The 17,273-nt window shown below is 71.4% G+C and carries 17 protein-coding genes; 3 read left to right on the top strand and 14 right to left on the bottom strand.

Annotated features, from left to right (window positions below):
* Positions 1-4: 4 nt before the first annotated feature.
* Positions 5-721, bottom strand: coding sequence for an MBL fold metallo-hydrolase (locus ACFXHB_RS27825; protein WP_380577391.1), 717 nt, complete (start codon positions 719-721; stop codon positions 5-7).
* Between the two features lie 280 nt (positions 722-1,001).
* Between ACFXHB_RS27825 and ACFXHB_RS27820 the strand changes: the two genes are divergently transcribed.
* The 3 genes from ACFXHB_RS27820 (at position 1,002) to ACFXHB_RS27810 (ending at position 4,114) form a co-directional block, all read left to right on the top strand.
* Positions 1,002-1,838 carry a peptidylprolyl isomerase gene (locus ACFXHB_RS27820; protein WP_380577390.1) on the top strand — a complete coding sequence of 279 codons (837 nt, stop codon included), beginning with the start codon at positions 1,002-1,004 and terminating at the stop codon, positions 1,836-1,838.
* 264 nt (positions 1,839-2,102) lie between these two features.
* Positions 2,103-3,332, top strand: coding sequence for a DUF349 domain-containing protein (locus ACFXHB_RS27815; RefSeq protein WP_380577389.1), 1,230 nt, complete (start codon positions 2,103-2,105; stop codon positions 3,330-3,332).
* Between the two features lie 344 nt (positions 3,333-3,676).
* Positions 3,677-4,114, top strand: a complete 438-nt coding sequence (locus tag ACFXHB_RS27810; RefSeq protein ID WP_380577388.1) for a hypothetical protein — start codon at positions 3,677-3,679, stop codon at positions 4,112-4,114.
* Between the two features lie 49 nt (positions 4,115-4,163).
* Here the strand turns inward: ACFXHB_RS27810 and ACFXHB_RS27805 are convergent, their stop codons facing one another.
* The 13 genes from ACFXHB_RS27805 to ACFXHB_RS27745 form a co-directional block, all read right to left on the bottom strand.
* Positions 4,164-6,644 (bottom strand): RelA/SpoT family protein, encoded by a 2,481-nt coding sequence (locus ACFXHB_RS27805; RefSeq protein WP_380577387.1) that lies wholly within the window; start codon positions 6,642-6,644, stop codon positions 4,164-4,166.
* Between the two features lie 153 nt (positions 6,645-6,797).
* Positions 6,798-7,349 carry an adenine phosphoribosyltransferase gene (locus tag ACFXHB_RS27800; protein WP_380577386.1) on the bottom strand — a complete coding sequence of 184 codons (552 nt, stop codon included), beginning with the start codon at positions 7,347-7,349 and terminating at the stop codon, positions 6,798-6,800.
* Positions 7,350-7,375: 26 nt separating this feature from the next.
* Positions 7,376-8,482 carry a protein translocase subunit SecF gene (gene secF / locus ACFXHB_RS27795; RefSeq protein WP_380577385.1) on the bottom strand — a complete coding sequence of 369 codons (1,107 nt, stop codon included), beginning with the start codon at positions 8,480-8,482 and terminating at the stop codon, positions 7,376-7,378.
* 4 nt (positions 8,483-8,486) lie between these two features.
* The gene (gene secD / locus ACFXHB_RS27790; protein WP_380577384.1) at positions 8,487-10,289 is read right to left on the bottom strand and encodes a protein translocase subunit SecD; all 1,803 of its coding nucleotides are present in this window, start codon (positions 10,287-10,289) and stop codon (positions 8,487-8,489) included.
* Positions 10,290-10,434: 145 nt separating this feature from the next.
* Entirely contained in the window at positions 10,435-10,848 is a 414-nt protein-coding gene (gene yajC, locus ACFXHB_RS27785; RefSeq protein ID WP_380577383.1) for a preprotein translocase subunit YajC, read from the bottom strand.
* Positions 10,849-11,094: 246 nt separating this feature from the next.
* Positions 11,095-12,171: a Holliday junction branch migration DNA helicase RuvB gene (gene ruvB, locus ACFXHB_RS27780; RefSeq protein WP_380577382.1), complete on the bottom strand. Its 1,077-nt coding sequence runs from the start codon at positions 12,169-12,171 to the stop codon at positions 11,095-11,097.
* Between the two features lie 64 nt (positions 12,172-12,235).
* Positions 12,236-12,847: a Holliday junction branch migration protein RuvA gene (gene ruvA, locus ACFXHB_RS27775; RefSeq protein WP_380577381.1), complete on the bottom strand. Its 612-nt coding sequence runs from the start codon at positions 12,845-12,847 to the stop codon at positions 12,236-12,238.
* Entirely contained in the window at positions 12,844-13,446 is a 603-nt protein-coding gene (gene ruvC, locus ACFXHB_RS27770; protein WP_380577408.1) for a crossover junction endodeoxyribonuclease RuvC, read from the bottom strand. The genes ruvA and ruvC overlap by 4 nt, the downstream gene beginning before the upstream one ends.
* 175 nt (positions 13,447-13,621) lie before the next feature.
* Positions 13,622-14,380, bottom strand: a complete 759-nt coding sequence (locus tag ACFXHB_RS27765) for a YebC/PmpR family DNA-binding transcriptional regulator (protein WP_380577380.1) — start codon at positions 14,378-14,380, stop codon at positions 13,622-13,624.
* Between the two features lie 100 nt (positions 14,381-14,480).
* Entirely contained in the window at positions 14,481-15,104 is a 624-nt protein-coding gene (pdxT, locus tag ACFXHB_RS27760) for a pyridoxal 5'-phosphate synthase glutaminase subunit PdxT (RefSeq protein WP_380577379.1), read from the bottom strand.
* A 51-nt stretch (positions 15,105-15,155) separates the two neighbouring features.
* On the bottom strand, positions 15,156-16,067 hold the full coding sequence (pdxS, locus tag ACFXHB_RS27755) for a pyridoxal 5'-phosphate synthase lyase subunit PdxS (protein WP_380577378.1): 912 nt from the start codon (positions 16,065-16,067) through the stop codon (positions 15,156-15,158).
* Positions 16,068-16,222: 155 nt separating this feature from the next.
* Positions 16,223-16,768, bottom strand: coding sequence for a hypothetical protein (locus tag ACFXHB_RS27750; protein WP_380577377.1), 546 nt, complete (start codon positions 16,766-16,768; stop codon positions 16,223-16,225).
* A gap of 28 nt (positions 16,769-16,796) precedes the next feature.
* On the bottom strand, positions 16,797-17,168 hold the full coding sequence (locus tag ACFXHB_RS27745) for a 5-carboxymethyl-2-hydroxymuconate Delta-isomerase (protein ID WP_380577376.1): 372 nt from the start codon (positions 17,166-17,168) through the stop codon (positions 16,797-16,799).
* Positions 17,169-17,273 lie beyond the last annotated feature (105 nt).

Genomic DNA, 17,273 nt, shown 5'->3' with positions numbered 1-17,273 from the left:
TCCGTCACATTCCTCGTCGCGGGAAGGCTGTGTCCTCGACGGAGCCGGAGCTCCGCGCCGCTTGTCGGAGGTAGGGGTTGGTGGCGCGCTCGCGGCCGATGGTGGTCTGTCCGCCGTGGCCGGAGAGGACCACGGTCGCGTCGTCGAGGGGCAGGCACACCCGGGCCAGCGACCGCAGGATCGCCTCGCTGTCTCCACCCGGGAGGTCGGTACGCCCGACGGAGCCGGCGAAGAGCAGGTCACCCGAGAAGAGCACCGGAGGGAGCTCCTCCGCGCCGGGCGTCCGGAACGTCACCGACCCCTTGGTATGGCCGGGCGCGTGGTCGACGGTGAGCTTCAGACCGGCCAGCTCCAGCACGCTGCCGTCGGTGAGCTCGCGCACGTCGTCGGGCTCGCCGACGGTGAGCTCGCCCATCAGCTGGGTGCCGAGCGAGCGGCCGAGCGCCTTCTCCGGGTCGGCCATCATGTAGCGGTCCTCGGGGTGGATCCAGGCCGGGACGCCGCGCGCGCCGCAGACCGGGACCACGGACGCGACGTGGTCGATGTGGCCGTGGGTGAGGACGACCGCGACCGGCTTGAGCCGGTGCTCGCGGACCAGCTCCTCCACGCCGCGGGCGGCCTGGTGCCCCGGGTCCACGATGACGCACTCCTCGCCGGCCGCCGGTGCGACCAGGTAGCAGTTGGTGCCCCAGGCTCCAGCGGGGAATCCGGCGATGAACAACGCGCGTCCTTCGTGATTCGGGTCGGCCGTGGCGGCTGCGGGATGCGGCTACACGAGGTGATGTAACGGAAGCCTACCGGCGGTCCGGGTCCGGTTGCGAACCAGATAGGGGTGACAGGTTCACTTCGTCCTGACAGGTTCACCGCGTTCTTACGGTCGCGGTCCCTACACTTGGCCGCCGATGGATGCGATGATCCGCTTCAGCATCCGCGTACAGACTCCCCCGCCGTCCGCCCCTGGACGGCAGGGGTCGACAGCACCCATGTAGGAGACACGGCCGGTGGTCAGCAGCGAACAGCGGCGGCGGCAGCTCGCCCGCGAGAAGTACGAGCGCCAGGCGCAGCGCCGGGCCGAGATGCACACCGCGCGCCGGCGTCGCAACACGATCCTCGGCAGCGCGCTCGCCGTGGTCGTGCTGGCGGGCGGCGGTGCCCTGGTGGGCACGGGTGCCTTCGACTCGGACGACAAGAAGGACAGCTCGTCCTCGGCGCAGGCCGCGCCCACCGCCACCGACGAGCCCACCACCCCGACCCGCAAGCCGGTCGAGGGCTGCGCCGACCCGGCGCCGGGCACGCCGAACGGCAAGCAGTGGCCGGCCGAGCCGGCCATGAACGTCGACGCCGCCGGCGCCTACACGGCGACGCTGGACACCAACTGCGGCAAGGTGACGCTCTCGCTGGACGCGGCCAAGGCGCCGCACACGGTGAACTCCTTCACCTTCCTGGCCGGTCAGCAGTTCTTCGACCACACCAAGTGCCACCGGTTGACCACCGGCGGCATCTACGTGCTGCAGTGCGGCGACCCGACCGCCAGCGCGACCAACCCGGGCGGCACCGGCGGTCCCGGCTACAAGTTCGCCGACGAGAACCTGACCGGCGCGACGTACCCGGCGGGCACCCTGGCGATGGCCAACTCCGGTCCGGGGACCAACGGCAGCCAGTTCTTCCTGGTCTACAAGGACACCCAGCTCGGCCCGAACTACACCCCGTTCGGCAAGATCACCGGCGGCCTGGACGTGCTGCAGAAGATCGCCGCCGCGGGCACCCTGGAGGGTGGCACCGACGGCCACCCGATGGCCGACGTCACCCTCAACTCGGTGACCGCCGCGAAGGGTTGACCCGTACCGGGACCGCGCCGCGCCCGCCCGCGCGGCGCACCGGCGCGGTCCCGGCCCGAAATCGCCCGGCCCCGGATGCGGACAGCACCGGGCCTGGTCGCCTATGTTGGCGTTGTGTAGGGTGCCCAGACCCGCCGGCCGTCACCCTCGGCAGCAAAAGCACGGCGGACGGGACGGCGGACCCATCGGTCCGCCGCACATCAACTGTGGACGACGTACGCGTACCGCCCCGGCGCGGGCGCGACGTCATGTGGAGGACGCGCTATGAGCAGCGACCCGTGGGGCCGTGTCGACGAGCAGGGCACGGTCTACGTCAGGACCGCCGACGGCGAACGTGTCGTGGGTTCCTGGCAGGCCGGCTCGCCCGAGGAGGCCCTCGCCTACTTCGAGCGCAAGTACCAGGGCATCGAGGTGGAGATCGGCCTGCTGGAGAAGCGGGTGCGCACCACCGACCTGGCCGCCAAGGACGCCCAGACCGCGCTGGACCACCTGCGCGCCCAGGTGACCGAGGGACACGCGGTCGGCGACCTGGACGCGCTGGCCAAGCGGTTGGACGCGCTGACCGGTGAGATCGAGAGCCGCCGCGAGGAGCGCAAGGCGGCCCGCGCCAAGGCGCAGGACGAGACCCGCACGGCCAAGGAGGAGCTGGTCGCGGAGGCCGAGCGGCTCGCCGAGTCCACCCAGTGGCGGGAGGCCGGGGACCGGCTGCGCGCGCTGGTGGACACCTGGAAGGGCCTGCCCCGGCTGGACCGCAAGAGCGACGACGAGCTGTGGCACCGGTTCTCGCACGCCCGCTCGGTCTTCTCGAAGCACCGCAAGGCGCACTTCGCGACCCTGGACGCCGAGCGCGACCAGGCCCGGGCCACCAAGGAGCGGCTGGTCACCGAGGCCGAGGCGCTCTCCTCGTCCACCGAGTGGGGCGAGACCGCGGCCAGCTACCGCGACCTGATGGCACGCTGGAAGGCCGCCGGGCGCGCCCAGCGCGACATCGAGGACGAGCTGTGGGCGCGGTTCCGCGGCGCCCAGGACGTCTTCTTCCAGGCCCGGTCCGCGGTGTTCAGCGAGCGCGACGCCGAGCAGGTCGGCAACCAGAAGCTGAAGGAGGCGCTGGCGGCCGAGGCCGAGACGATCCTGCCGATCACCGACCTGAAGGCCGCCAAGGCCGCGCTGCGCGACATCAACGAGCGCTGGGAGGCGATCGGGCACGTGCCGCGCGACGCCCGTCCGAAGCTGGACGCCCGGCTCGGCACCGTCGAGCGGGCGATCCGCGAGGCCGAGGACAGCGAGTGGAAGCGCTCGAACCCGGAGGCCAAGGCCCGCGCCGCCGGCATGGTCGGCCTCTTCGAGGCCAAGGCCGAGAAGATCCAGGCCGACCTGGACAAGGCCCGCGCCGCCGGTAACGCGAGCCGGACCGCCAAGCTGGAGTCCGAGCTGGCCGGTGTGCAGACCCTGCTGGAGCAGGCGCAGCGCAGCCAGGAGGAGTTCAGCGGCTGATCCGCCGAGGAACGACACGCCGAAGGGCCCCGGGAGACCCCGGGGCCCTTCGGCCGTTCCGGGGCGCTGGCGCCTGCGCCGATGGCCCGGCGCAGGCGTTCCGGCCAATCATTTCCCTGCTGGTACGTATAAAGATCATGGACTGGCAATGTGATCCACCGATTCACGCCGAATGCACCAGTGCATCACGCGCCAAAAGCCGCTCGGTGCTCAAATCGCACACTGACCGATTCCCTTCCGGTCCACTGGTGAACCCCACGCGCCTCTTCTAGCGTGAAACTCGCCGGCAACAAACACCGGCACCCCCGCTCACCTATCGAGCGGGGCACTCAGGGAGGGGAATCATGTCGAAAACCACAGTCCTGCGCCGAGGCCTGGGCAAGGCCACGCTCGTGCTGGGCGCCGGGGTGCTCGCCACCGCGGGCTTCGCGACGCCGGCCGGTGCCGCTGCCACCTCGGTGTCGGACACGGGCGGCGGGTGCGCGGCGGGATCCGAGCAGAACGGGTTCCGGTACGACGTCTGTGTGAGCACCGGATCCGGTCGGGTCTACTCCGACACCTATCTCAAGAGCACCGGCTGGCAGGGCAGCGACTGTAATGTCCGCATCACGCTGACCTCCAACAACGGTGACGTCGTCTCGAACAACGGCACGTGCTCGAACACTCACCTGATCAACCTCAGCGCCGCCAAGCAGTCCGGCCGCTGGTACCAGTCGTTCATCGTCGTGACCGTCAACGGGTCGGTCGTCAACTACTCGTACAGCCCCGTTCAGTACACCTGACACGGGTGACGGGGCGCGGGGTGTCCCCCGCGCCCCGTCGGTGTTCGCGCTACTTGCGGGCCGAGGTGACCCGGTAGACGTCGTAGACGCCCTCCACGCCGCGGACGGCCTTCAGGACGTGGCCGAGGTGCTTGGGGTCGCCCATCTCGAAGGTGAAGCGGCTCATCGCCACCCGGTCGCGCGAGGTCTGCACCGCCGCCGACAGGATGTTGACGTGCTGGTCCGAGAGCACCCGGGTGACGTCCGAGAGCAGCCGGGACCGGTCCAGCGCCTCGACCTGGATGGCCACCAGGAAGACGGAGGACTGGGTGGCCGCCCACTCGACCTCGATCATCCGCTCGGGCTGCTGGCTGAGCGCCTCCACGTTGACGCAGTCGGCGCGGTGCACCGAGACGCCGTTGCCACGGGTGACGAAGCCGACGATCGGGTCGCCCGGCACCGGGGTGCAGCACCGCGACAGCTTGACCCAGACGTCCTCGACGCCCTTGACGATGACGCCCGGGTCGCCCTTGGCCCGGCGGCGCACCGCCCGACGGGTGTCGTGGGTCGGCGTGGCGGTCTCGGCCAGGTCCTCGGTGGCACCCTCCTCGCCGCCGAGCGCCTGCACCAGCTTCTGCACGATGTTCTGCGCGGCGACATGGCCCTCGCCGATCGCCGCGTACAGCGAGGAGATGTCCGGGTAGCGCATCTCGTGGGCCAGGGTGACCAGCGAGTCGCCGGTGAGGATCCGCTGGATCGGCAGGCCCTGCTTGCGCATCGCCCGGGCGATGGCCTCCTTGCCGTGCTCGATCGCCTCCTCGCGGCGCTCCTTGGAGAACCAGGCGCGGATCTTGTTGCGGGCGCGCGGGGACTTGACGAAGCCGAGCCAGTCGCGGGACGGCCCGGCGTTCTCCGCCTTGGAGGTGAAGACCTCGACGCTGTCGCCGTTCTCCAGGGTCGACTCCAGCGGCACCAGCCGCCCGTTGACCCGCGCCCCTATGCAGCGGTACCCGACCTCGGTGTGGACGGCGAAGGCGAAGTCCACCGGGGTGGCCCCGGCCGGCAGCGCTATCACGTCGCCCTTGGGCGTGAAGACGAAGACCTCGTTGTTGGAGAGGTCGAAACGCAGCGACTCCAGGAACTCGCTCGGGTCCTCGGTCTCCTTCTGCCAGTCCAGCAGCTGCCGCAGCCAGGCCATCTCGTTGACGGCGCCGGCCTTGTCGTCCTTGCGGGTCTGGGTCGGGGTGTCGGTGCGGACCTTGGAGGCGCCGGCCACCGCGCGCTGCTTGTACTTCCAGTGCGCGGCGATGCCGTACTCGGCCCGGCGGTGCATGTCGAAGGTGCGGATCTGCAGCTCGACGGGCTTACCCCCGGGACCGATCACCGTGGTGTGCAGCGACTGGTACATGTTGAACTTGGGCATCGCGATGTAGTCCTTGAACCGCCCCGGCACCGGGTTCCACCGCGCGTGGATGGTGCCCAGCGCCGCGTAGCAGTCGCGGACGGTGTCGACCAGGACCCGGATGCCCACCAGGTCGTAGATCTCGGCGAAGTCCCGGCCCCGGACGATCATCTTCTGGTAGACCGAGTAGTAGTGCTTCGGCCGGCCGGTGACCGAGGCGGTGATCCGGGCGCCACGCAGGTCGCCCTGGACCTGGTCGATCACGGTCGCCAGGTACTCGTCCCGCTTGGGGGCGCGCTCGGCGACCAGCCGCACGATCTCGTCGTACATCTTGGGGTAGAGGATCGCGAAGGCGAGGTCCTCCAGCTCCCACTTGATGGTGTTCATGCCCAGCCGGTGCGCCAGCGGGGCGTAGATCTCCAGCGTCTCGCGGGCCTTCTTCTCCTGCTTCTCCCGCTTGAGGTAGCGCATGGTGCGCATGTTGTGCAGGCGGTCGGCCAGCTTGATCACCAGGACCCGCGGGTCCTTGGCCATCGCGACGACCATCTTGCGGACGGTCTCGGCCTGCGCGGCCTCGCCGAACTTCACCCGGTCCAGCTTGGTGACGCCGTCGACCAGCAGCGCCACCGAGTCGCCGAAGTCCTTGCGCAGGGTCTCCAGGCCGTAGTCGGTGTCCTCGACGGTGTCGTGCAGCAGCCCGGCCATCAGGGTGGCGGCGTCCATGCCCAGCTCGGCCAGGATGGTCGCCACCGCGAGCGGGTGGGTGATGTACGGGTCGCCGCTCTTGCGCTTCTGCCCGCGGTGCCACTTCTCCGCGACGGCGTACGCCTTCTCGATGTCCCGCAGCAGGGCCGGGTCGGCCTTGGGGTCGTTGGCCCGGATCGAGCGGAACAGCGGCTCCAGCACCGGGTTGAGCACGCTGGAGCGCTGGCCGCCGAGGCGGGCCAGCCGGGCGCGCATGCCCCCGGAGGAGGACGGGCGGCTCGCGGGAGCCACCGGGCGCGAGGAGGTCGGCGCCGGGCGTGCCGGGGTGGCCCCCGAGGGCGTGGGACGGCTTTCGGGGGCGGCCGCTTCGGCCGTGGGCACAACCTCGTCGGGCAAGGACACTCCTCGGGGCACCGGGCCGGCCCCTCGTGCGGCTCGCACCATCACGCACAACCGGGAGGGGATGAACCTTCATGGTACCGAGCCCGGCGCCCCCGTGTTCAGCCGCCCGGTCCCGGACACGCGGAGGGCGGCGGTCGGATGATCCGACCGCCGCCCTCGCCTGGTTCCTCCGACCGGCCCCTCCGGGCCGTTCGCTCAGACCGTGACCAGCGTTTCCAGTGGCGCGCCGCCCAGGTGGCCGGCCAACCGCTCCCGGCCGTCCAGGAAGCCCAGCTCCATCAGGACCACGACGCCCGCCAGCTCGGCGCCGGCCTCCTTGACCAGGTCCAGCGAGGCACCGATCGTCCCGCCGGTGGCCAGCACGTCGTCCACCACCAGTACCCGCTCACCGGGCGCGAAGGCGTCGCACTGCACCTCCAGCGTCGCCGAGCCGTACTCCAGCTCGTACGAGCGCCGGAACACCTCGCCGGGCAGCTTTCCCGCCTTGCGGATCGGCACGAAGCCGAGCCCGGCCGCGAAGGCCGCCGGGGCCGCCAGCACGAAGCCGCGCGCCTCCAGGCCCACCACCTTGGTCGCACCGAGGGTCGCGGCCCGCTCCGCCAGCGCCGTGGTGAGGGCCGCGAAGGCCTCGGCGTCGGCGAGCAGCGGCGCGATGTCCTTGAACAGCACACCCGGCTTCGGGTAGTCCGGGACGTCCCGGATCCTGCTGTTCAGCAGCTCGGCCAGTGCGGTGTCGGCGGTGGTCACGAAGAGTCCTTACGGTCGGTCGGGCGTCAGCGCTTGGTGGACGGACGGCCCTTGGCACGCGAGGTGCCGGCCGCCCGGCCGCGCTGACCGACCATACCCGCCGGCAGGTCGCCGTCGGCGATCTCCTCGCCCTCCGGAGCCTCGGCCGCCGCCGCGGCGGCCTTGGCCTCCGCGGCCCGCCGCTGCGCGACCCGCTTGGCCAGCGCCTTCATCTCCGGCTGCTCCTCCTTGAGCTGCGCCAGCAGCGGGGTGGCGACGCAGATCGAGGAGTAGGCACCGGCGGCGAGGCCGATGAACAGGGCGAGCGAGATGTCGTTCAGCGTGCCGGCGCCCAGCAGGCCGCCGCCGATGAACAGCAGCGCCGCCACCGGGAGCAGGGCGACCACCGTGGTGTTGAGCGAGCGGACCAGGGTCTGGTTGAGGCCCGCGTTGGCCGCCTCGCTGTAGGTGATCTTGTTCTGCTTGGTGAGCCCCTTGGCGTTCTCCTTCACGGTGTCGAAGACGACGACCGTGTCGTAGAGCGAGTACCCGAGGATGGTCAGGAAGCCGATCACCGTACCGGGGGTGACCTCGAAGCCCACCAGGGCGTAGACCCCGATGGTGATCAGGAGGTCGTGGATGAGGGCGACCAGGGCGGCCACCGCCATCCGCCACTCGAAGGCGATCGCCAGGTAGACCGTCACCAGGATCATGAAGATGATCAGGCCGGTGAGGGCCTTGTTGGAGATCTGCTCACCCCAGCTGGGGCCGATCACCTGGGTGTCGATCTCGGCGACCGGCACGCCGATCTCCTTGGACAGCTTGTCCGTGAAGACCGAGGAGGAGACCTGCTCCTCCGAGCTGACCTGGATGCGGATCTTCTTGCCGTTGTCGACGTCCTGCACCAGCGGGTGCGAGTGGACGATCTTGTCCACCGCGTCCTGCGCCTGCGAGACGGTCAGCCCGGGCTTGGCGACGGTGTAGACCGAGCCGCCCTTGAACTCGATGCCGAGTTTCAGGCCCATGGCCAGGCCGACGGCGGCGACCAGCACGATCACGCCGGAGATGCTGTACCAGAGCTTGCGGCGACCGACGAAGTCGAAGCTGATTTCGCCCTGGTAGAGCCGGTGACCCAGATTGGAGAAGCGCGACACGGTGTCAGGCCTCCTTCACGGCGGCAGAGGAGGAGGAGCTGCGGCGACGGCTGCTGCGCAGCGGCGGGCGGGCGCCCAGGCGCTTCGGGTCCAGACCGGACCACGGGTGACCCTCGGAGAAGAACTTCCGGCGGGCCAGCAGGGTGATCAGCGGCTTGGTGAAGAGGAAGATCACCACGACGTCGAGCGCGGTGGTCAGGCCCAGCGTGAACGCGAAGCCCTGCACCTTGCCGACCGAGACCAGGTACAGCACCGCGGCACAGAGGAAGGACACGAAGTCCGACACCAGGATGGTGCGCCGGGCACGCGGCCAGGCCCGCTGGACCGCCGGGCGCAGCGGGGCACCCTCGCGGACCTCGTCGCGGATGCGCTCGAAGTACACGATGAAGGAGTCGGCGGTGATACCGATCGCGACGATCGCGCCGCAGACGGCCGGCAGGTTCAGCGCGAAGCCGATCCCCGCACCGAGCAGGCTCATGATCGAGTAGGTCAGGATGGCCGAGACGATCAGACCCGCGATCGAGACCAGGCCGAGGCCGCGGTAGTAGACCAGCGAGTAGAGCACCACCAGGATCATGCCGATCAGGCCGGCGATCAGGCCCGCCTTCAGCTGGTCCCCGCCGAGCTGCGGCGAGACGGTGGTGACGTCGTCGGTGGTGAACTCCAGCGGCAGGGCGCCGAAGCTCAGCACGTTGGCGAGACTCTGCGCCTCGGTCTGGGTGAAGCCGCCGGAGATCACGGCCGAGCCGCCGGGGATGGCGCCGCGGACGTACGGGTGGGAGACGACCTGGCCGTCCAGCACGATGGCGAACTGGTTGCTCGGGGCCTGCTGAGCGGCCAGCTTGGTGGTGATGTCGGTGAAGGCTTCGGTGCCCTTGCCGTTGAACTGCAGCTGGACCTGCCAGCCGCCGCCCTGCTGGGTGTCGATGGTGGCCTGCGCCTTGGAGACGTCGGCGCCCTTCACCGAGACCGGGCCGAGGGCCAGCTTGTAGTAGATCCCGCGCTCGTCCTTCTGGGTGCAGGCGACGGCCGGCTGTTCCTCGGACTTCTGCAGGTTCTTGCGCTGCCCGGTCTGCGAGCAGTCGATGGCGGCGAACTCGGCGGCCAGCTCCGGCGGCACGGTGCCCGAGGTCATCGCCGCGGAGAGGTCCGCGTCACTCGGCGCGGTGGCCGCGGGGGCGCTCGGGGCTCCGGTGGCCGGCGGGGTCGCGGCGGCACTGCCGGAGGCGCCCGGGGTCGGGGTGGCGTCGGCGGCGAGGGCCTCGCCGACGGCGCGGCCCTGCTTGGTCGCGCCGGCGCTCGCGCTGGGCGCGCCCGCGGTGGCGGCGGCCGTGCCGGTGGCGGACGGGGTCGCGCTCGGGGCGGCGCTGCCGCTCGCCGAGGGGGACGCGGTCGGCGACGGGACCTGGACACCGCTCGGGGCGAGGGCGAGGACCGGGCGGAAGTACAGCTGCGCGGTGGTACCGATCTGCTCGGCCGCCGTCTGCTTGTCGCCACCCTTGGGGATGTTGACGATGATGTTCCGGTCGCCCTGGGTCTGGACCTCAGCCTCGGAGACGCCCATCCCGTTGACCCGCTGCTCGATGATCCCGGTGGCGATGTCCATGTTGGACTTGTTGATCGCCTTGGGGTCGGTCGACTTCGCGCTCAGCGTGATGCTGGTACCGCCGGCGAGGTCGATACCCAGGCGGGGCTTGGTGTGACCCGTCCCGAACATGAGGGCGACCAGTCCGACGGTGACCACCAGGATGAGGGCCAGCGCCCGCCTCGGGTAACCGTCGCGCGGGCGCGACTTGGGTGTTGCCACCTTGCTCGTTTCTCCCTGTCCATGCCACCTCCCCTACCGGACCCCCGTCCGGCTCGTGGCGGACGGGGGCGTGGCGGATCTGCGGCCCTGAGATCCTGTGGGCTCGCGGCCATGCGCCGCGCGGCCGGGCGAGTGCCCGACCGTACTACTTGCTCGCGGGAGCCCCGCCCTCGACGTCGCCCTTGTCGGCACCGTCCTTGGTGAGCGTCAGCGGCTTGTCCTCGACCGACTCGGCGTCGGTGTCGGCCTCGCCGTCCTCCGACTCGGACAGCTCGTCCTCGGCCGGGCGGCCGTTGATGATCGCGTCGTACTCCTGCGGGTCCAGGACCGCCGCGATCGCGCTCTTGGTGAAGTGGGTGACCACGCCGGGCGCGATCTCCAGCTCGACGGTCTCCTCGTTGACCGCCTTCACCTGGGCGTACAGGCCACCGATGGTGCGCACTCCCGCCCCGGGCTCCAGCGCGGTCTGCATGTGCTGCTGCTGCTGCTGGCGCTTCTTCTGCGACCGGAACATGAGCACGATCGCGATGATCGGGAGGAGAAGGATGATGAGGTTCACTGCAGCCAGGGTCCTTTACGGGCCGCCGGCCGGCGGCCTGTGTGGTAATGGTCGGCCCGTCAGGTGAGAGGGGCGGTCCGGCGGAGTCTAGGCGACCCCGAACTGATCGGACAACGCCAAGCATCGCATCCTGCCGCCGAAAGTGGCGAGCCTGCGCCTGCACAGATTCCCCGGACTTCTCCCCCGGCTTCTCCGCGCGGACCTGCCGGGGCGTGCCGGTGCCCCGATCGTCCCGGTGTCACCCGTTCAGCCCTCGTCCGCCCGGAAGAGTTCCGACTGGGCCGGCACCGCGCCCCGACTGGTCTGGACCGGTGGGGTCAGCCCGAGGTGCTGCCAGGCCGCCGCGGTGGCGATCCGGCCGCGCGGGGTCCGGGCCAGCAGGCCCTCACGGACCAGGAACGGCTCGGCGACCTCCTCGACCGTCTCGGCCTCCTCACCCACCGCGACCGCCAATGTCGACAAGCCGACCGGACCGCCGCCGAACAGCCGCAGCAGCGCGTCCAGCACCGCGCGGTCCAGCCGGTCCAGCCCGCGGGCGTCCACCTCGTAGACGTCCAGCGCCCGGGCGGCGATCTCCGGGGTGACCACGCCGTCGTGCCGGACCTGCGCGAAGTCGCGGACCCGGCGCAGCAGCCGGTTGGCGATCCGCGGGGTGCCCCGGGAGCGGCCGGCGATCTCGGCCGCGCCGGCCGGGTCGATCTCGACGTCCAGCAGCGCGGCCGAGCGGTGCACCACCCGCTGGAGCTCGGCGGGCGCGTAGAACTCCATGTGCCCGGTGAAGCCGAACCGGTCGCGCAGCGGCGGTGGCAGCAGCCCGGCCCGGGTGGTGGCGCCGACCAGGGTGAACGGCGGCAGCTCCAGCGGGATGGCGGTGGCCCCCGGACCCTTGCCGACGATCACGTCGACCCGGAAGTCCTCCATCGCCATGTAGAGCATCTCCTCCGCCGGCCGGGACATCCGGTGGATCTCGTCCAGGAAGAGCACCTCGCCCTCGGCCAGCGAGGAGAGGATCGCGGCCAGGTCGCCCGCGTGCTGGATGGCCGGGCCGGAGGTGATCCGGATCGGCGCGCCCAGCTCAGCCGCGATGATCATGGAGAGGGTGGTCTTGCCGAGCCCGGGCGGGCCGCTCAGCAGGACGTGGTCGGGTGCGGTGCCGCGCTGGCGGGCGGCCTGCAGCACCAGGGACAGCTGCTCGCGCACCCGCTCCTGGCCGATGAACTCGTCCAGCTGCTTGGGGCGCAGCGCCGCCTCGACCGCCTGGTCCTCGCCGTCGGCGGCGGCCGTCACCAGCCGGTCGGCCGGGTCGGAGTCGTACGGGCTCATCGGTGCGGGCTCCAATGTCGACAAGGTGACAGATGATCTCTGGCCGGCCGGCGGCGGGCGCGGGTCAGCGGGTCCGGTTGAGGGTGCGCAGCGCGGCCCTGAGCAGCGCGCCCACATCGGTGACGGCCTGGGCCTCCGCCTCGGGGGTGACGGCGGTGACCGCCTCGTCCGCCTCGCGCGGCGCGTAGCCGAGGCCGACCAGTGCCGTGTGCAGCTGCTCGCTCCAGGGCGCCGGCCGCGTGGCGACCGGCTTCTGGGCCGGGACGCCGCCGTGCGGGGAGCCCAGCTTGTCCTTGTACTCCAGCAGCAGCTTGGCGGCCTTCGCCTTGCCGATGCCGGGGACGGCGATCAGCGCCCTCTCGTTGCCGGCGGCCACGGCGGCGCGCAGCTCGTCCGGGCTGTGCACACCGAGCATGGCCTGGGCGAGGCGCGGACCGACGCCGGGCGCGGCCTGGAGGATCTCGAAGACGGCCCGCTCGTCGTCGTCGGCGAAGCCGTACAGGGTGAGCGAGTCCTCCCGGACCACCAGGGAGGTGGCGAGCCGGGCCGGCTCGCCCGGGCGCAGGCCCGCGGCGGTCGCCGGGGTGCACTGGACGGCCATGCCCACCCCACCGACCTCGACGACGACGGTGCCGCCGCTGACGGCGGCCACCGGCCCTTGGACGAAGGCGATCATCGGGCGGCTCCTCGGGGGGATCGTGCGGAGTACGGGGCTCGGGCCGCGGGCGCGCCGGTCGGGGCCCCGGTGGCCGCCGCCGGCGCGGGCGCCGCCTTGGCGAGGGCCGCGGCGATCCGGTCGCTCGCGCCGCCGCGCCAGATGTGGCAGATGGCCAGCGCCAGCGCGTCGGCGGCGTCGGCCGGCTTGGGCGGGGCGTCCAGCCGCAGCAGCCGCTGCACCATCGCGGTGACCTGGGCCTTGTCGGCCCGGCCGGAGCCGGTCACGGCGGCCTTGACCTCGCTGGGGGTGTGCAGCGTGACGGGGATGCCGCGCCGGGTGGCGCAGAGCATGGCGACCGCGCTGGCCTGGGCGGTGCCCATCACGGTGCGGACGTTGTGCTGGGCGAAGACCCGCTCGACGGCGACCAGGTCGGGCCGGTGCTCGTCGAGCCAGCTCTCGATGCCCTGCTCGACCAGCAGCAGCCGGGGCCCGATGTCCGCCTCGGCGGGTGTGCGCACCACGCCGACCCCGACCATCTTCAGCGGGCGGCCCGGAGCGCCGTCGACCACCCCGATCCCGCACCTGGTCAGCCCCGGGTCCACACCCAGTACCCGCACCACGGCCCCGCCTCTCAGTCACGCGTCGTTCGCCCGCGGTCGCTCCGGCCCACCGCCGGCACCCTCGCCGGCTCGCGCCGGGGCGACCAGCGAAGGCTACCGCCAGGGTCGGACAGTCCCACCGACGACACCGGCCCGGTGGTCGTGGGACCACCGGGCCGGGAGGTGCGTACGATCACTCGGCGTCGAGCTGCGCACCGACCTCGTCGCTGATGTCGAAGTTGGCGAAGACGTTCTGCACGTCGTCGCTGTCCTCCAGGGCGTCGATCAGCTTCAGGATCTTGCGGGCGCCCTCGACGTCCAGCTCGACCTGCATGCTCGGGAGGAAGTTGGCCTCGGCCGAGTCGTAGTCGATGCCGGCGTCCACCAGGGCGGTCCGGACGGCGACCATCTTGGCGGCCTCGGAGACGATCTCGAAGGACTCGCCGAGGTCGTTGATCTCCTCGGGCTCCTGGTCGAGGACGACCTCGAACAGCTTGTCCTCGTCGACCCCGTCGGCCTTGGGGACGATCACGACGCCCTTGCGGTTGAACAGGTACGAGACCGAGCCCGGGTCGGCCATCGAGCCGCCGTTGCGGGTCATCGCGACGCGCACGTCGGAGGCGGCGCGGTTGCGGTTGTCGGTGAGGCACTCGATGAGGACGGCCACACCGTTCGGGCCGTAGCCCTCGTACATGATCGTCGAGTAGTCGGCCCCGCCGGCCTCGGCACCCGAACCGCGCTTGACGGCGCGGTTGATGTTGTCGATCGGGACCGAGCTCTTCTTCGCCTTCTGGATGGCGTCGTAGAGCGTCGGGTTGCCGGCCGGGTCGCCGCCGCCGGTGCGCGCCGCCACCTCGATGTTCTTGATCATCTTGGCGAAGAGCTTGCCGCGCTTGGCGTCGATCACGGCCTTCTTGTGCTTGGTGGTAGCCCACTTAGAGTGGCCGGACATCGCCAGCTCCTTTACGTCGCCAAAGGGAAATGAACAGAAGGGATCTTACCGGTGCCGCGCACCGGTGGGGCCCACACGGTCCGCGTTCGGCGGCGAAGCGTCACCGCGCGGCGGCCACCAGGTGCTCCTCGACCATCCGCACGAAGTACCCGTGCACCCGGTGGTCGCCGGTCAGCTCGGGGTGGAACGAGGTCGCCAGCAGGTTGCCCTGACGGACGGCCACGACACGGCTCTCCGGACCGTCGGCGGCCGGCAGCTCGGCCAGCACCTCGACACCCGCGCCGACGGCCTCGACCCAGGGGGCGCGGATGAACACGCCGTGCACCGGGGCGTCGTCCAGGCCCTGGAAGGCGACACCGGACTCGAAGGACTCGTTCTGGCGGCCGAAGGCGTTGCGACGCACGGTCATGTCGATGCCGCCCACGGTCTCCTGGTCCTCACGGCCGTCCAGGATCTTGTCGGCCAGCATGATCATGCCCGCGCAGGTGCCGTAGACCGGCATGCCCGCCGCGACCCGCGCGCGCAGCGGGTCCATCACGCCGAACAGCAGCGCCAGCTTGGACATGGTGGTGGACTCCCCGCCGGGGATCACCAGCGCGTCGACCTCGGCCAGCTCCTCGGCACGGCGCACCGGGCGGGCGAGCGCGTCGGCCTCGGCCAGCGCGACCAGGTGCTCGCGGACGTCGCCCTGCAGGGCGAGGACGCCGATGACTGGAGTGCTCACGGTCTCAAACCTCTTCGATCGTTACGTCGTGTGTACGTGGCGCGGGGCCGACTACCAGCCGCGGTTGGCGTAGCGCTCGCTCTCGGGCAGGGTGTCGCAGTTGATGCCGACCATGGCCTCGCCCAGGTTGCGCGAGGCGTCCGCGATGATCTTCGGGTCGTCGTAGAAGGTGGTGGCCTTCACGATCGCGGCGGCACGCTTGGCCGGGTCGCCCGACTTGAAGATGCCGGAGCCGACGAAGACGCCCTCGGCACCGAGCTGGCGCATCAGCGCGGCGTCGGCCGGGGTGGCCACACCACCGGCGGAGAACAGCACGACCGGCAGCTTGCCGAGCTCGGCGACCTCCTTGACCAGCTCGTACGGAGCGCGCAGGTCCTTGGCGGCGGCGAACAGCTCGTTGTTGTCGAAGCCGCGCAGGCGGGCGATCTCGTTCTTGATCTGGCGCAGGTGGCGAACGGCCTCGACGACGTTGCCGGTGCCGGCCTCGCCCTTGGAGCGGATCATGGCCGCACCCTCGGCGATCCGGCGCAGGGCCTCGCCCAGGTTGGTGGCGCCGCAGACGAACGGCGTGGTGAACGCCCACTTGTCCGAGTGGTTGACCTCGTCGGCCGGGGTCAGCACCTCGGACTCGTCGATGTAGTCCACGCCGAGCGACTGCAGGACCTGGGCCTCGACGAAGTGGCCGATCCGGGACTTGGCCATGACGGGGATCGAGACCGCGGCGATGATCTCCTCGATCATGTTCGGGTCCGACATGCGCGCCACGCCGCCGTCCTTGCGGATGTCGGCGGGGACGCGCTCCAGCGCCATGACGGCGACAGCGCCGGCGTCCTCGGCGATCTTGGCCTGCTCGGCGTTGACCACGTCCATGATCACACCGCCCTTGAGCTGCTCGGCCATGCCGCGCTTGACCCGGGCGGTACCGATCTGCGGCTGGTCTGCGGTGGTGGGGGTGCTGGACACGTGAGACCTCACTCGAAGATGAACCAGTGCTATCGCCCTATGGTAGGCGGAAAAAGTGGTCTCTCCATGCGCCTTCAAGTCCAGCCCGGCCGACGGGATACGACAAACAGGCCGGATCCGGGCACCCCGGACTCGGCCTGTGAGAAGGCGAACGCTCAGGCCGGAGCGCCCTCCGGGGTCAGCGCGAGCGGCGGGGCGTCGTCCATCTCGAACGCCATCGGGAACGGTGCCTTGCCCGCCAGCCGGAAGTAGCGCACCAGCCGGTGCTCGCGCACCGCCCGGGCCGCGCGCACCGCGTCGTTGTGGAACCGCCGCGCCATCGGCACCCGGCGCACCGCGGCCGTCAGCTCCTTCACCGCCTCCTCGCCGCCCGGTTCGGCGACCAGCGCGGCGACCTGCTCCGGCTCGGCGAACACCGCGCGCAGCGCCATGCTGAGCTGACTCTCCGCCACCTCGCGCTGCTCGTCGTCGGCCTGCCGGGCCGCGTGCGCGGCGTCCAGCAACAGCAGCGAGGCCGCCGGGTCCAGCAGCGAGGAGGCGGCCAGCTCGATCGCCATCGAGGCCCGCCGGACCAGCTGCGCGTCCAGCGCCGCGCGCGCGGCGTCGATCCGGGCGTGCAGCCGGTCCAGCCGGCCGGCCGTCCAACTCAGGTACATGCCGAACAGCACCACGGCCACGCCGGCCCAGATCCAGGTAGTCACGGGGCGCTACGCTACCCCGTGCCCGGCATCAGCCCCCGGCGGTGGCGTTGCGGTAGCTGTCCCGGTCGATGTCCGCGACGTTGACGGCGGTGAACAGCCGGGTGCCCGGCGCCGGCGCGATCCGCTCGGCCAGCAGCGCCAGCACGGCGTCGCTCAGCGCGGCCTTCGCCGCCGGGGTGCGGCCCGGGAAGATCTGGAACTCGACGTACACCTGGGCGTCGTCGGCCCCGTCCTCGTCGACACCGACCACGAACTCCCGCACCTCGCGGAAGACCGTCTTGCACGCCCCGGGACTGGCGTCGATGGTCTTCACGACGAGCCGGTTGATGGCCAGGCCCAGCTCCCGGCGGTCGAAGGCGCCGGCCAGGCTCGGGGAGTAGTCGACGGAGATCTGCGGCATCCGGTGCCTCCAGGGGTCACGATGATCGGTTGGTCCGGCAGCCCCAACCGCGCGGGACCACCGTCGATTCCCGGCCGGAGCGGCCCGGACCTCCCGGATCAGTCC

Source organism: Kitasatospora sp. NPDC059327, from assembly GCF_042752535.1.
Taxonomy (GTDB): Bacteria; Actinomycetota; Actinomycetes; order Streptomycetales; family Streptomycetaceae; genus Kitasatospora.
Note: the sequence above shows the minus strand (reverse complement) of the source record. Positions and strands in the feature narration are given on the sequence as shown.